The organism is Streptomyces sp. NPDC002742, from assembly GCF_042888885.1.
GTDB lineage: Bacteria > Actinomycetota > Actinomycetes > Streptomycetales > Streptomycetaceae > Streptomyces.
The window spans coordinates 60,874-74,850 of the sequence record NZ_JBIAQF010000015.1 but is presented as its reverse complement, the minus strand read 5'-3'; the positions used below and the strand labels follow the sequence as shown (position 1 = coordinate 74,850).

The 13,977-nt window shown below is 71.3% G+C and carries 11 protein-coding genes and 1 pseudogene; 5 read left to right on the top strand and 7 right to left on the bottom strand.

Annotated elements, in window-relative coordinates; translation table 11 throughout:
* Positions 1 to 3: 3 nt before the first annotated feature.
* The 6 genes and pseudogenes from ACFYW8_RS26525 to ACFYW8_RS26500 form a co-directional block, all read right to left on the bottom strand.
* Positions 4 to 1,308: a M20/M25/M40 family metallo-hydrolase gene (locus ACFYW8_RS26525; RefSeq protein ID WP_389080912.1), complete on the bottom strand. Its 1,305-nt coding sequence runs from the start codon at positions 1,306 to 1,308 to the stop codon at positions 4 to 6.
* Positions 1,301 to 2,134 (bottom strand): M55 family metallopeptidase, encoded by an 834-nt coding sequence (locus tag ACFYW8_RS26520; RefSeq protein WP_365872372.1) that lies wholly within the window; start codon positions 2,132 to 2,134, stop codon positions 1,301 to 1,303. Before ACFYW8_RS26520 ends, ACFYW8_RS26525 begins: the two co-directional genes overlap by 8 nt.
* 75 nt (positions 2,135 to 2,209) lie before the next feature.
* Positions 2,210 to 2,935 (bottom strand): class I SAM-dependent methyltransferase, encoded by a 726-nt coding sequence (locus ACFYW8_RS26515; protein WP_389080904.1) that lies wholly within the window; start codon positions 2,933 to 2,935, stop codon positions 2,210 to 2,212.
* A 345-nt stretch (positions 2,936 to 3,280) separates the two neighbouring features.
* Complete coding sequence (locus ACFYW8_RS26510; protein ID WP_389080899.1) at positions 3,281 to 5,737, bottom strand: SpoIIE family protein phosphatase; 2,457 nt, start codon at positions 5,735 to 5,737, stop codon at positions 3,281 to 3,283.
* 249 nt (positions 5,738 to 5,986) lie between these two features.
* Positions 5,987 to 6,401: pseudogene (locus tag ACFYW8_RS26505) on the bottom strand (MFS transporter); the annotation flags it as partial.
* A gap of 190 nt (positions 6,402 to 6,591) precedes the next feature.
* Positions 6,592 to 7,035, bottom strand: a complete 444-nt coding sequence (locus ACFYW8_RS26500; protein WP_365872366.1) for an SRPBCC family protein — start codon at positions 7,033 to 7,035, stop codon at positions 6,592 to 6,594.
* Positions 7,036 to 7,219: 184 nt separating this feature from the next.
* Here ACFYW8_RS26500 and ACFYW8_RS26495 point away from each other — a divergent pair, with 184 nt between their 5' ends.
* From ACFYW8_RS26495 to ACFYW8_RS26480, 4 genes are all read left to right on the top strand, one after another.
* The gene (locus ACFYW8_RS26495; protein WP_389080891.1) at positions 7,220 to 8,287 is read left to right on the top strand and encodes an Rv2578c family radical SAM protein; all 1,068 of its coding nucleotides are present in this window, start codon (positions 7,220 to 7,222) and stop codon (positions 8,285 to 8,287) included.
* 248 nt (positions 8,288 to 8,535) lie between these two features.
* Positions 8,536 to 10,137, top strand: a complete 1,602-nt coding sequence (locus tag ACFYW8_RS26490; protein ID WP_389080886.1) for an alpha/beta hydrolase — start codon at positions 8,536 to 8,538, stop codon at positions 10,135 to 10,137.
* A gap of 59 nt (positions 10,138 to 10,196) precedes the next feature.
* Positions 10,197 to 10,595, top strand: coding sequence for a RidA family protein (locus ACFYW8_RS26485; protein ID WP_365882044.1), 399 nt, complete (start codon positions 10,197 to 10,199; stop codon positions 10,593 to 10,595).
* 20 nt (positions 10,596 to 10,615) lie between these two features.
* Positions 10,616 to 11,128 carry a GNAT family N-acetyltransferase gene (locus ACFYW8_RS26480; RefSeq protein WP_389080878.1) on the top strand — a complete coding sequence of 171 codons (513 nt, stop codon included), beginning with the start codon at positions 10,616 to 10,618 and terminating at the stop codon, positions 11,126 to 11,128.
* Between the two features lie 22 nt (positions 11,129 to 11,150).
* Here the strand turns inward: ACFYW8_RS26480 and ACFYW8_RS26475 are convergent, their stop codons facing one another.
* Complete coding sequence (locus ACFYW8_RS26475) at positions 11,151 to 11,735, bottom strand: adenylosuccinate lyase (protein WP_389080874.1); 585 nt, start codon at positions 11,733 to 11,735, stop codon at positions 11,151 to 11,153.
* A gap of 369 nt (positions 11,736 to 12,104) precedes the next feature.
* On the opposite strand from ACFYW8_RS26475, the gene ACFYW8_RS26470 reads away from it, so the two are divergent.
* Positions 12,105 to 13,910 (top strand): 3-hydroxyacyl-CoA dehydrogenase family protein, encoded by a 1,806-nt coding sequence (locus ACFYW8_RS26470; protein ID WP_365882037.1) that lies wholly within the window; start codon positions 12,105 to 12,107, stop codon positions 13,908 to 13,910.
* Positions 13,911 to 13,977: the final 67 nt, after the last annotated feature.

Sequence of the window (13,977 nt, the reverse complement as noted above, 5' to 3'; positions counted from 1 at the left end):
CCCCTAGGCCGTACGCAGAAAGCGGTCGAGAACGCGGACGCCGAAGTGGAGCGCCCCGACCGGGACGCGCTCGTCGACTCCGTGGAACAGTGCCTGGTAGTCGAAGCCCTCCGGGAGCTTCAGCGGCGCGAAGCCGTAGCCGGTGATGCCGAGGCGGGAGAACTGCTTGGCGTCCGTGCCGCCCGACATGCAGTACGGCACGACATGGCCCTCCGGTGCGAACTCCTCGACGGCCGCTCGCATCCTCGCGTACGTCGGCGTGTCCAGCGGCGCCTGGAGGGCCACCTCGTGGTGATGGAACTCCCACTCCACGTCGGGCCCGGTGAGCCGGTCCAGTGTCGAACGGAACTCGTCCTCGCCGCCGGGCAGATATCTGCCGTCCACGTACGCGACGGCCTCCCCCGGAATCACGTTGATCTTGTAACCGGCGCTCAGCACGGTCGGGTTGGCGCTGTTGCGGACGGTCGGCTCGACGAGCGCGGCGGCCGGGCCGAGCTTGCGCAGCAGGGCGTCCACGTCGTCCAGGCCCCCGTCCACGCCGTACAGGGCGGCGAGTTCGGTCAGGGCGGCCCGCACGGTCGGGGTGATGCGCAGCGGCCACTCGTGGGCGCCGATACGGGTGATCGCGCCGGCGAGGCGGGTCACCGCGTTGCTCCGGTTCACCTTGGAGCCGTGGCCCGCCCGTCCCCGCGCGGTGAGCTTGAGCCAGCCGGTGCCGCGCTCGCCCGCGGCGATCGGATACAACTGCCGGCCACTGCCGTCGTGGAAGGTGAACGCCCCCGACTCGCTGATGCCCTCGGTGCAGCCCTCGAAGAGTCCGGGGTGCTCGTCGGCGAGGAAGCCCGAGCCGTCCTCGGCGCTCGCCTCCTCGTCGGCGGTGAAGGCGATGACCACGTCGCGCCGGGGCCGTACGCCCTCGCGCGCCCAGGACCGGACGACGGCGAGGATCATCGCGTCCATGTTCTTCATGTCGACCGCGCCGCGTCCCCAGACGACGCCGTCGCGGATCTCTCCGGAGAACGGGTCGACGCTCCACTCCTCGGCCTGGGCGGGCACCACGTCCAGATGACCGTGGACGAGCAGTGCGGCGGCGGACGGGTCGGTGCCCTCCAGCCGGGCGACGACGTTCGTCCGGCCCTTCGTGCGCTCCAGAAGGGTGGGTTCGAGGCCCGCTTCGGCCAGTCGCGCGGCGGCGTACTCGGCGGCCGGGCGCTCCTGGCAGTCTCCGCCGCCCCGGTTGGTCGTGTCGATCCTGATGAGGTCGGAGGTGAACCGGACGACCTCTTCGAGTGCCAGTGCGTCAGCCATACTGCTCCTCCACCGCGGCCGAGACGATCGTGGTGACCGCCTTGAAGGTCCGAATCCCCTCGTACATCGTGCCGCTGGTGTACGCGATCTTGCGCTCGCCGACACGGCCGACTCCCGGCACCACGGTGGCGGCCATCGCCAGGTGCTCGGCGTCGAACTCCAGGGCGATGGTGAACGGGCCGCCGACGACCGGATCGTGCCGCACCGCCAGCGCCGCCGCCTCCTTGGCCGCGGCCCGGATGTCCGCGGCGGTCCTGGCCGGTGTGCGGCACACGGCCGCGTACCGCGAGACATGGTCCTTCACCGCGACCTTCAGCGCCTCCGGCGCGTACCCCAGGGCGTCCTCGCACGCCACGTCGTCGCCGGTCACCAGCACCACCGGCACGCCGTACTCCGCGACGACATGGGCGTTGAGCAGCCCTTCGCTGGCCCTTGTGTCGTTGACCCACACGCCCGTGATGGAGTTCGCCAGATAGGTGTGCGCGAGGACGCCCTCCATGCCCGCACCCGCGTGGTAGCCGACGAACGCGACGCCGTCCACGTCGTCGTGCTGCACACCCTCGACCATGGACAGCGACTTGTGCCGCCCGGTGAGCATCTCCGCTCTCTCGTCGAGCCTCTCCAGCAGCAGGTTCCGCATGGTCCAATGAGCTTCGTTGATCAGCACCTCGTCGGCGCCGCCGTCGAAGAAGCCGAGCACCGCCGCGTTCACGTCCGAGGTGAACAGCGCGCGGCACCGCTCCCACTGGGGAGTCCCCGGCAGCACGTCGGCCGGCCAGGTCACACCCGTGGCGCCTTCCATGTCGGCGCTGATGAGGATCTTCATGCCCGAAACCGTACGCGCTTCGGCCTGGGCCCGGCAGAGCCTGTGGACAACTCTCACCGGTCCAGACCACTGATGTCACCCGGAGCGTCCGGCCACCAGCCACCGCGAAGGGAGTTCTATGGGGGTGCCGTCGGACGTGTGCTCGGTCGTGACGAGCGGAAGCTCACCGCTCGCGAGGACCATGAGGCCCGCCCGGCGCAGGTACTCGGGGACAGCCGCGTCCGCGACCTCGCCCGGGGCGATGCCGTGCCGGAAGACCGGGGCCAGCTTGGCCGGAGGGCCGTCCGGGCTCTGGGCCAGCCCCCGCAGGAGCGGCCCCGCGGCCTCCGCGAGCTCGACCAGGAAGACCATGCCCCGCTCCCCCAGCAGCGTGGCCAGCCCGTCCGCCAGCGGCTGCCTGTCGTCCGGCTCGGCCTGGTGGAACACGCCCCGCATATAGACGTTGGCGTCGCCGAGCTCCGTGTGCAGCGCCTCGGCCTCGGTCCTGTCGGCCGCGTCGAGCAGCCGGTACCGGGCCCGGCCCGCCGGGTCGGCGGTGCGGGCGTGGTCGAGCGCCGCCGGCGCGAGATCGGTACCGACGACCTGCGGGAAACGGTCGGCCAGGAAGCGGGTCTGGGTGCCGTTGCCGCAGCCGACGTCCACGAGGGGCAGGTCGGGTGCCGTCAAGCGCGGCTCGAAGAGGGCGAGGTGGACCGCGGCCGTGAGCGCCGGCGCGGCGTCCCAGAAGACCCCGCCCTGTTCGCCGGGGGCCTCGCGCCAGAAGCCCTCCCAGGCCCCTCTGTACCGACTGCTCACGCTCATACCCGCTCCCGGGGTCGCGACCGCGCCCGCCGGGACCCGACGGGCCCGATCGGTCTATCGCGCCCGGCGTGCGGCGACAAGCGGACGGCGCGTTCCTTCACCGCTCATTCGAACCCCGTACGCCTTCACACGCCGAGTCCGCCGCCCGCCGATCGGCCGCCACGGACGCGGGTCCGCACCACCGACGCGGGTCCGCACCACGGGAACGTGTGCGCACCACGGGAGCGGGTTGCGCGGCACGGGAGCGGGTCCGCACCACGGGAACGTGTGCGCGGCACCGAAACGAACCGTCCGCCGGGCGAGCGTGACGGTTTCTCCGGACGAAGTCGGCTTCGGGGGATCGACTCAGCTTCGCGGAAGCGTCAGTTCGAACCACACGGTCTTGCCCGCGCCCGTGCGGCTGGCCCCCCACTCGCGGGACAACGCGCTGACCAGCCGCAGACCTCGCCCGAACTCGTCGCCGGGACCCGCGCTGACCAGTATCGGAAGCGTGTGGTCGTCGTCCTCCACCTCGCACAGCAGGACGTCACCGCGAACGAGCCGCAGCTCGATCCGGCGGCTTTGCGCATGCCGAATGACGTTGGTGACGAGCTCGCCGACCATCAGTTCGGTGATGTCTGCGAGGCCGGACAGACCCCACACGTGCAGTTGTTCGCGGATCACGGCGCGCGCCCTGCCGACCTCGACCGGATCGGGCGCGAGGCGCCATACGGCGACGTCCTCCGACTCGATTCCGTTGAGCCGGGCCATCAGCAGGGCGACATCGTCCTTGCGCCCGCCGCGGGTGTTGAGCGCGCGGATGATGGTGTCGCAGGCGTGGTCCATGGAGGCGGCCGGGTGGGCGGCGGATTCGCAGAGGGTGGCGAGACCTACACCGATGTCCTCGCCGCGCACCTCGACCAGCCCGTCGGTGCACATCACGAGCCGGTCGCCGGGGTCCACCCGCACGCGGACCGCCTCGAACGGCACTCCGCCGACCCCGATGGGCGCTCCGGTCGGCAGATCGAGCAGCTCACTGCGGCCGTCCCCGGCGCGGACCAGCACCGGCGGGATGTGGCCCGCGTTGGCGATGTGCAGCTCTCCGGCGATCGGGTCGTAGACGGCGTACAGGCAGGTCGCGAGGTAGTTGTCGCCGAGGCGCTGGGCGAGGTCGTCGAGGTTGCGCAGAAGCTGCGCGGGCGGCAGGTCGAGCGCGGCCATGGTCTGGACGGCTGTGCGCAACTGGCCCATCATCGCCGCGGAGTTGAGGCCGTGGCCCATGACGTCTCCGACGACCAGGGCGGTGCGCGAGCCGGGCAGTTTCACCGAGTCGAACCAGTCGCCGCCGACGCGTCCGAGGAGCGTTCCCGGCAGGTAGCGGGTGGCGATGTCACAGCCGGCCATCCGGGGCGCGATGGTCGGCAGCATGCTGTCCTGGAGGGTCTCGGCGACGCTCTCCTGGTACGTGTACATGCGCGCGTTGTCCAGCACCAGGCCCGCTCGGGCGGCCAGTTCGGCGCCGGTGACCCGGTCCATGTCGTTGAACTCGACGCGCTCCGGGTGACGCAGCAGGATCATGAACCCGAGCACCACATTGCGGGCCTTGAGCGGTACGACCAGCATGGAGCGGTGGGTGATGAGCGGCCTGATGTCGCGCTTCTCGAACTGCGCGGCGATCATGTGCCCCATCTGCTCGCTGATGCGCGGCACGAGGACGGGCTCACCGGTGGTCATGCACTGGAAGAACGGCGTGTGCGCCGGGAAGGGCATGGCCTCGCCGACCGGTACGACGTCGTCCCAGCGGCCGGGTTCGTCCGTGTGCTCCAGGGCTACCCGGTGCCACATGGTCGTGGTGTCGGGCACGCCTTCGGGAAAGCCCTCACCGGCGACGACCTGCTCGCGCAGATAGGTGCCCGCCACGTCCGTGAAGCGTGGCACGACGGCCCGGCTGACCTCCAGGATGGTCCGCGACAGGTCGAGGGAGGTTCCGATGCGCCCACTGACCTCGTTCAGGAACTCAAGGCGCTCACGCACGGCGACGTACTCGAGGTCCTCGCCCTCGTCGTCCGGGAGGCACTGTGTCACGGGCACGCCGGAGGCCGCCGCTCGTGCCGCCCGCTCGCGGCGCGCCTTGCGTTCCTCACGCCTGGGCACTCCCCAGTCGGGGGTGACGGGCACGCGGTCGTTCTGGCTGAACTCCAGTACGGGATAACCCAGTTCAAGGACCTGCGAAACGATGCGGGCGCTCTCGCCGACGCTCATGCTGGGCAGGATCTCGGGCAGTCGGCGGGCGAGCTCCTCGGCGCCCGGGAAGTCGGTGTGCAGCGCGAAGCCGGGCGCGATGCGCTCGAAGGAGACGTCGTCGTCCTCGTGGCGCATCGCGTCCGCGTCGGCGGCGAGCACGAGCAGCCGCTCCTTGCCGGGGCCGACCAGGGGGTAGGCCCACCACAGGACGTCGATCCGGTCGGGACCCGCGGCGGTGAGCCTGGCGCGTCCGGCGGCCGGGTAGGAGAGCCGCCCGTCCAGGGAGGACTCCAGACCGGGACCGAGCCCGTCGTACGTCGCGTAACTCCCGAAGGGGGCCCCGTCCGTGTCCTCGGGCAGCGCGCCGGAGACGGGGAGCAGGTCCAGGACGTGGCGGCCCAGGGCTTCCTCTCTGGGGGCGCCGAACATACGACGCGCGCCGCTGCTCCAGTGGGAGACGAGCCCGTCACGATCCACGACGACGACGGCCAGCGGAACGCGGCCGGTGGCGGCGTGCTCCACCGCGCCGTTCCCAGCTCCGCGGCTGGGAGCTGCGCCCACTTCGCTGCCACGGTCCATGGCCCAGGCCCTCTCTCCCCACGGCTCCGCAAGATCTGTGCCGCCTCCACTACCGTACGGCGGCGGCCCGTCGCGATGTGTGGCAATAGGGGAATTGACCTCCGCGGGGGCGGCTCCGGCGCGCGGCACGCCCCCTCGGGACGCCTGTTGTTCCGGTCCGCCCGGCCCGTGGGCCCGGCCCGGGTACCCGCATCGCGCACCCAGCCCGCCGACCCGGACCGCATACCCGTGATCGCGCGTGACCTTGGGTCAGTCCTCGTGCCCGAGTTGCAGGTCCCGTTCCGTCCGGCCGCCACCGGCGGCCTGGAGCACGGTGGCCACCGGCGGATAGCCCGCCGCGATGACGGTGTACTCGCCGGACGACAGATCGATGAACCGGAACGTTCCGTCAGGGCCGGTGGTGAGGGTTGGCAACTGCTGCCCTTTGACTGCGCGTGAGGGTGTTCGGGCGTGCATGGGTGAGTGTCGGTGACGTTTGTCCGCATGAGGGTCCCGGGCCGCCTGGACGCTCACCGGTAGCGCGGCCGGACGGAAGGCTGACGCCCCGTCCGATCTGCTGTCCCCCGATGTCGATGAGGGTGAGCGCGGCGCGCGCCACGGCGGTGCCGTCGGGGTGCTGCACCGTGCCACAGATCGGGATCCCGGCGGCGTACCCCGAACGGGCCTAGCGTGACGAGTTACGGCGTACCGTCGCGCGAGAGGGAGATCCACCCGAACCGGTGAGGGCACAACACGCCCTCGGACACGGCCTTTTGGCGGGCGCGCCCGCCAAGTCGCCGCCCGGGGGCCGCACCTCGGCCCCCGGTAGTCACCTGTCCGAGGTTCCGGGCCTCCGAGGTTCCGGGCCTCCGGGTCTACTTCTCGGTCTGCGTCGCGAGGTTGGCGAGCAGGGCGTCGTAGATGCGGCCGAGTCCCTTGGGCGCGAAGGTCCTCTCGAAGAAGCCGCCGATGCCGCCCGCGCCGTTCCACACGCTGGTGACCACGACGCGCGACCTGCCCTCGCCGGCCGGGGTGACCCGCCAGGTGGTGACCATGGAGGAGTTGCGGTCCTTCTCGACGAGCTCGCCGTCGGTGGGCTCGCTCACCTCCAGCAGGCAGTCACGGACGCGCTTGCTGGTGGCCTGGAGCTTCCAGTGGACGAGGGTGCCCTCGCCGTCGCCGCCCTCGCGCACCTCGTACTCGCTGAAGTGCTCGGGCAGCAGCTTCGGGCGCGTGCCGCTGTAGTCGGCCAGGGCGTCGAACACCGCCTCCGCGTCCGCCGCGATGACCCGCTCCGTCGTCGCTTCGACCTGCGCCATGGCACTTCCTCCAGCAATTGGTTCCTCGGGGGTGTGCGGTCAGCCAACCACCCGGCGCCCCGGCCGCCCAAATCGGGGTGCCCGCGGCGTGTGGGCGGCACCGACGGGAGGCCGCGGGAAACGGGGTCGCACGATCAAGGGAACATGTGTTCTATTCTCTGTCCAGTGCTATCGAGGAGGCACCATGCGCTGGGAGAACCTGACCGCGGAACCCGCCGGGGGCCCCGCCCGGGACGCCGCCCTGTTCGGTGCGGACGCGGTGACGACACGGACGTTCGACAGTCCCGAGTTCAGAGGAATCACGTTCCACGAGGTCCGGGCCCGGTCGATCGTGAACCGGGTGCCGGGGGCGTCCCGCATGCCCTTCGAGTGGACGGTGAATCCCTATCGGGGCTGCACGCACGCGTGTGTCTACTGTTTCGCCCGCAAGACGCACAGCTATCTGGACCTCGACACCGGACTCGACTTCGACTCGCAGATCGTCGTGAAGGTCAACGCCCCGGAGCTGCTGCGCCGCCAGCTCGGCTCGCGCCGCTGGCACGGCGAGCACATCGCGATGGGCACCAACGTCGACTGCTACCAGCGCGCGGAGGGCCGGTACGCGCTCATGCCGGGCATCATCGCGGCGCTGCGTGACCACGCGAACCCCTTCTCGATCCTGACGAAGGGCACGCTCGTCCTGCGCGACCTCGATCTCCTGAGGCAGGCGTCCGAGGTCACCGACGTCGGGATCTCGGTCTCCGTGGGCTTCACCGACAACGAGCTGTGGCGCACCGTCGAGCCGGGTACGCCGGCCCCGGAGCGCCGCCTGGACGTCGTCCGCGTCCTGACGGACCACGGCATCGGCTGCGGGGTCCTGATGGCCCCCGTGATCCCCTTCCTGGGCGACCACCCCTCCCAGCTGCGCGCCACCGTACGCGCCGTCGCGGCCTCGGGGGCGACCTCGGTGACCCCGCTGGTGCTGCACCTGCGGCCCGGCGCCCGCGAGTGGTTCATGGCCTGGCTGGAGCGCCACCACCCCCACCTCGTACCGCGCTACGAGCGGCTGTACGCGGAGGGCGCCTACGCCCCGAAGTGGTACCAGCGCCGGATCACCCGTCAGGTCCATGAGCTGGCACAGGAGTACGGCATCGGTCCCGCGCGCGCGGGTACGCCGCGCCGGATCGCCGCCCCCGAGCCCGCGGTCCCCCCGGCGCACACGGCATCGCCGGCGTCCACCACCCCCGGACCGACTCAGCTGACGCTGCTCTGACAAGCCGTCACGACGATCCGTCGCAGCGGGCCGTCACGACGATCCGTCGCAGCGGGCCGTCGCACGCGTTTACGAAGGCGTCGCATGCGTGACGGCCGCCGGGAGTGGCTCTGACGGCATCCGAGCGCATCACGCGATCCAATCGGGTCGAGTCTTGCCGTAACGCGTTCTTCCGGGACCCCCGTCCGGGACGATACGGCGAAGGCCGTGGCGTGCACGGCTCGAAATCCTCCGTCCTGGGAGGCCTTGTGAAGAAACGCGCAGCTGCTCTGTGCGGGGCGGCCGCCGTGCTGGCCGGGATGATCACCTCGATCCCCGCCGACGCGAGCGCCGGCTCCGCTGCCGCACCGCGCACCACCTCCACCTCCACCTCCACCCCGACCGCGAGGCCCAGCTGGAAAAAGTGCGGTACCAGTGACTATCCGACGCTCCAATGCGCGTCTCTCAAGGTGCCGCTGGACCACACGAACCCCTACAGCGAGCGGATCACCCTCGCCCTGTCGCGCGTCCCGCACACCGCGAAGACGTACCAGGGGCCGCTGCTGGTCAACCCTGGCGGTCCCGGCGGCAGCGGGTTGACGCTGGCCGGATTCGTCGCCTCCACGCTGCCCAAGGCCGTGGCGGCGCAGTACGACGTCATCGGTTTCGACCCACGCGGCGTCGGCGCGAGCAAGCCCGCGCTGGACTGCAAGCCGGGGCACTTCAAGCCCGTCCGTCCCGACACCGTCCCGAGCACCCGGGCGATCGAGAAGGCCAACCTCAGCCGCGCCAAGGCCTTCGCCCAGGCGTGCGGCAAGAAGTACGCGAACCTGCTGCCGTACATGGACACGGTGAGCGCGGTCCGCGACATGGACGCGATCCGCGGCGCGCTCGGCGCCAGGAAGATCAACTACTTCGGCTACTCGTACGGCACCTACCTGGGCGCCGTGTACGCCAAGCTCTACCCGCAGCGGGTCCGCCGACTGGTCCTGGACTCCATCGTCGACCCCACCGGTGTGTGGTACGACGACAACCTGAGTCAGGACTACGCCTTCAACGACCGCCATCTGGCGTTCCTGGCGTGGGTCGCCAAGAACAACGCGGCCTACAAACTCGGCACCGACCCGGCCAAGGTCGAGGCCAAGTGGTACGCGATGCGCGCGGCACTCGCCAAGAACCCCGCGCAGGAGAAGGTGGGCGCCTCCGAACTGGAGGACACCTTCATCCCGGGCGGCTACTACAACGGCTACTGGCCCTACCTCGCCGAGGCGTTCGCGTCGTATGTGAACGGCAAGGACTCGGACGCGCTCGTCGAGGCCTACGACAACTTCGGCGCCGTCGACGCCTCGGGCGACAACGGCTACAGCGTCTATACGTCGGTGCAGTGCCGTGACGCTTCCTGGCCACGCGACTGGCGCCAGTGGCGCGAGGACAACTGGGCGGTGTACGACAAGGCGCCGTTCATGGCCTGGAACAACGCCTGGTACAACGCGCCGTGCGCGTTCTGGCCCACGGACTCGCTCCGGCCTGTGGACATCTCCAACCGCCGCCTGCCGCCGACCCTGCTGTTCCAGGCGACGAACGACGCGGCCACTCCCTACGAGGGGGGCGTCACCGTCCATCACCAGCTGCGCGGCTCCAGCCTGGTCGTCGAGCAGGGCGGCGGGAACCACGGCATCACGCTGAGCGGCAACGCCTGCCTGGACAAGTACCTGGCGGCCTACCTGACCGACGGCAAGGTGCCGCACGGCAGCGGCGAGGCCGACGCGGTGTGCAGGACACTGCCCGACCCGAAGCCACTGACCATGAAGGCGGCGTCCACCTCGTCGCGGGGTTCGACGCTGCACGGACTGCTCGGCTACCGGGGCTGAACCTCCCCCGGAGCGAGCCCGTCGGGGGCGTTGTCGGACCCGTGGTCCACCATGGACCCATGAGCAGGCCGACACGCATCCCCGCCCCCGACGGGCTCGCCCCCGCCGCCGCGTACTCCCACGTCGTGACGGGCACGGGCCGCTTCGTCGCGGTGTCGGGCCAGCTCCCCCTGGACGAGGACGGCAATCTCGTCGGCGAGGGTGACGCCGAGGCGCAGGCCCGCCAGGTGTTCGAGAACCTGCGCCGGTGCCTGGCGGCGGCGGACGCCACCTTCGACGACGTCGTCAAACTCACCTTCTTCGTCACCGACATGGCACACATGCCCGCGATCCGGGCCGCCCGCGCCGCCCACATACCCGCGGACCGTCTTCCCGCCGCCTCGGCGGTCCAGGTCGCCGCGCTGATCCGTCCCGAGTTCCTGATGGAGGTCGAGGCGTACGCCGTGGTCGGCGCGTGAGCGGGCTGTGGGTTCGCGGGATGACCCTCGACGACTGTCCGCGCGTGGCCGAGATCCGGGTGCGCGGCTGGCAGAGCGCGTACAAGGGCCTGATTCCGCAGTCGTACCTGGACGGGCTCAGCGCCGCCGAGGACGCGGCGCGCCGCCGCAGCAACCTCGAACAGGGCGACGGCGGCATCGTGCACCTGGTCGCGGAGCGCGATGGTGTCGTGGCCGGCTGGGCCTGCCACGGACCGCACCGGGACGGCGAAGTCCGCTCCGGGGAGGTCGAGTTGTACGCCATCTACGTGCATCCCGACCTGTTGGGCCGGGGTGTCGGGCGCGCCCTGCTGCGGGAGTCCGCGGACCGCTGTGCCGCGGCCGGGCACGAGCGCATGCTGCTGTGGGTCCTCAAGGACAACGTCCGGGCCCGCCGCTTCTACGAACGGGCCGGTTTCCGCCCCGACGGCGCCGAGGAGCCCTTCGAGGCGGCCGGAGTGGAGATACCCGAGGTCCGGTACGCCCGCGTACTGACCGGCACCGGGCTCGACTGAGCGGACGTACGGGCGGCCGCGCCTAGACCTCTTCCCCGGGCAGCCGGGTCAGGGCGCGCACGGCCGTCTCCGCGAGCGCCGGATGGGCCAGCGCTTCGTTCAGGACCGCTCGCGCGCGGGGGTCGCCCAGGACGCCCAGGCCTTCCGCGCAGGCGACGGCGACCCTGCGGTACGGGTCGTGCGGGCGCAACCGGCGTTCCAGCGTGGTGATCAGCGCGGGCACGGCTTCGGGTGCGCGCAGTTCGACCAGCAGCCGTACGGGCTGGAGCGCGTACGCGATCCGCAGCTCGTTCGTGGCGAGCGCCGCGGCGGCGCGGGCCGTGCGCGGGTCGCCGAGCCGGGCAAGTGCGTGCGCGGCGGACGCGCAGCGCTGCGGATCGCGGTGGTTGAGGAGCAGGACGAGCGCCTCGAAGGCCCGCCGGTCCCCGGCCGTGCCGAGCCGGAAGGCGACCAACTCCCGGGCCCAGAGCGGCTGTCCGGGCTCGGTCAGCGCCGCGGCCAGCACTTCGGGGTCCTCGGTCACCGCAAGACGTTCGAACGCCGCCACGGCCCCGGACCCGGCCTCGGTCCGCAAACGCTCCGTGAGTGATCGCAACTCTTCGTCCATGGATCGAGCTTAGGCAAGCCCATGAGGTGCGGGGACGTACATCACAAAGTCGGGGACTGGCGCGCTCGTTACCGGCGAGTTAAGCTCAGAAGAGCGAGTTACCCACTCGCGTCTAACCTCACGGTGGCCTGGTGACGCAGCCGCCGCGAGAGCAGTCGGTTCGGTACTTCAGGTACCTCAGTGCGACATGGCTCCGGGACAGGGCCGGTCGGCTTTCACCGCCCGTGGGCGCCCGTTCGTCGGCGCTTCGGGACGGCACCGGGCGTGTGCGCTCGTCAGCCCGGAAACACCCGCAACCTCCGCACGGTGTGCGCCTGTCGGCGTACCCGCGTGCGCTCCTCAGTCGTCACCTCTTCCAGGAGTCCCGCGATGGCCGCTCCCCTGTCCGACACCCCTCTGTCCCCGCTGAAGACCGTCGCCGTCATCGGCCTCGGCACCATGGGCACCGGCATCGCCGAAGTCCTGGCCCGCGCCGGCCGTGACGTCATCGGCATCGACATCAGCGAAGCCGCGGCCTCCCAGGCCGTGGCCACCCTCGAAACCTCCACCGCCCGCGCCGTTCGCCGCGAGCACATGAGCGACGCGGAGCGCACGGACGCCCTCGCCCGCTTCCGCACCTTCACCGACCTCGCCGCCGCCGCCGACGCCGACCTCGTCATCGAGGTGACCCCGGAGTCGTACGACATCAAGCAGCAGGTCTTCCGCGCCCTCGACGCCATCGTGCGGCCCGAGACGATCCTCGCGACGGGCACCAACGCGCTGTCCGTGACGCGGCTCGCCGCCGACTCGGCCCGCCCCGAGCGTGTGCTCGGTCTGCACTTCTTCAACCCGGCGCCGGCGATGAAGCTCGTCGAGGTCGTCTCCTCGGTGCTGACCGCGCCGACGGCCGTCGCCGCCGTCACCGACCTGGCGCTCGAACTCGGCAAGGAGCCGGTCGCGGTCGGCGACCGCCCCGGTTTCGTCGCCGACGGGCTGCTGTTCGGCTACCTCAACCAGGCGGCCGCGATGTACGAGGCGAAGTACGCCTCCCGCGAGGACATCGACGCGGCGATGAAGCTCGGCTGCGGGCTGCCCATGGGCCCGCTCGCGCTGCTCGACCTGATCGGCGTGGACACCGCGCGGACCGTCCTGGAAGCGATGTACTCCGAGTCGCACGACCGGCTGCACGCCCCCGCTCCCATCCTCAAGCAGCTCAGCGAGGCGGGCCTGACCGGGCGCAAGTCCGGCCGCGGCTTCTACTCGTACGACGCCCCGGGCAGCGACGCCGTCGTGCGGGACGCGCTGACGCCGCTGGACGGCGCCGTCCTGGCACCGGGCCGTACGATCCGCTCGGTCGGGGTCGCCGGCTCCGGCACGATGGCCTCCGGTATCGCGGAGGTCTTCGCGAAGGCCGGGTACGAGGTCGTCCTCGCGGCCCGTACCGAGGAGAAGGCGCAGACCGCGAAGGCCCGCATCGGCAAGTCGCTGGCCCGTTCCGTCGACAAGGGCCGGATGACGGCCGAGGCGGCGGCGCGGACCCTGGAGCTGATCACGCCGACCGGCAGTTACGACGACTTCGCCGAGGTCGATCTGGCCCTGGAGGCGGTCGCCGAGGACCTGGAGATCAAGCAGCAGCTGTTCGGCACGTTCGACAAGGTCTGCAAGCCCGGCGCGATCCTCGCCACCACCACCTCCTCGCTGCCCGTCGTCGCCTGCGCCCGCGCCACCTCGCGCCCGCAGGACGTGATCGGCATGCACTTCTTCAACCCGGCCCCGGCGATGAAGCTCGTCGAGGTCGTGCGGACCGTGCTGACCGCGGACGACGTGCACGCCACCGTGCGCGAGGTCTGCGCGAAGATCCGCAAGCACCCGGTGGACTGCGGTGACCGGGCCGGCTTCATCGTGAACGCGCTGCTCTTCCCGTACCTGAACAACGCGATCAAGATGGTGCAGGAGCACTACGCCTCGCTCGACGACATCGACGCGGCGATGAAGCTGGGCGGCGGCTACCCGATGGGGCCCTTCGAACTGCTCGACGTGGTCGGGCTCGATGTCTCGCTGGCCATCGAGAAGGTCCTGCACCGCGAGTTCCGCGACCCGGGACTCGCCCCCGCGCCGCTCCTGGAGCACCTGGTGGCCGCGGGCTGCCTCGGCCGCAAGACGGGCCGCGGCTTCCGCGAATATGCCCGCCGCTGAGCGTCCGGGCGACCGGCTCACCGACGACGCCGACTGGGGCGGCCTGCTGGGCCCCGCCGGACACCCC

Excerpts from the sequence above, each read along its gene's own strand:
- ACFYW8_RS26525 (WP_389080912.1), bottom strand. The coding sequence starts at position 1,308 with ATGGCTGACGCACTGGCACTCGAAGAGGTCGTCCGGTTCACCTCCGAC.
- ACFYW8_RS26520 (WP_365872372.1), bottom strand. The coding sequence starts at position 2,134 with ATGAAGATCCTCATCAGCGCCGACATGGAAGGCGCCACGGGTGTGACC.
- ACFYW8_RS26515 (WP_389080904.1), bottom strand. The coding sequence starts at position 2,935 with ATGAGCGTGAGCAGTCGGTACAGAGGGGCCTGGGAGGGCTTCTGGCGC.
- ACFYW8_RS26510 (WP_389080899.1), bottom strand. The coding sequence starts at position 5,737 with ATGGACCGTGGCAGCGAAGTGGGCGCAGCTCCCAGCCGCGGAGCTGGG.
- ACFYW8_RS26500 (WP_365872366.1), bottom strand. The coding sequence starts at position 7,035 with ATGGCGCAGGTCGAAGCGACGACGGAGCGGGTCATCGCGGCGGACGCG.
- ACFYW8_RS26495 (WP_389080891.1), top strand. The coding sequence starts at position 7,220 with ATGCGCTGGGAGAACCTGACCGCGGAACCCGCCGGGGGCCCCGCCCGG.
- ACFYW8_RS26485 (WP_365882044.1), top strand. The coding sequence starts at position 10,197 with ATGAGCAGGCCGACACGCATCCCCGCCCCCGACGGGCTCGCCCCCGCC.
- ACFYW8_RS26480 (WP_389080878.1), top strand. The coding sequence starts at position 10,616 with ATGACCCTCGACGACTGTCCGCGCGTGGCCGAGATCCGGGTGCGCGGC.
- ACFYW8_RS26475 (WP_389080874.1), bottom strand. The coding sequence starts at position 11,735 with ATGGACGAAGAGTTGCGATCACTCACGGAGCGTTTGCGGACCGAGGCC.
- ACFYW8_RS26470 (WP_365882037.1), top strand. The coding sequence starts at position 12,105 with ATGGCCGCTCCCCTGTCCGACACCCCTCTGTCCCCGCTGAAGACCGTC.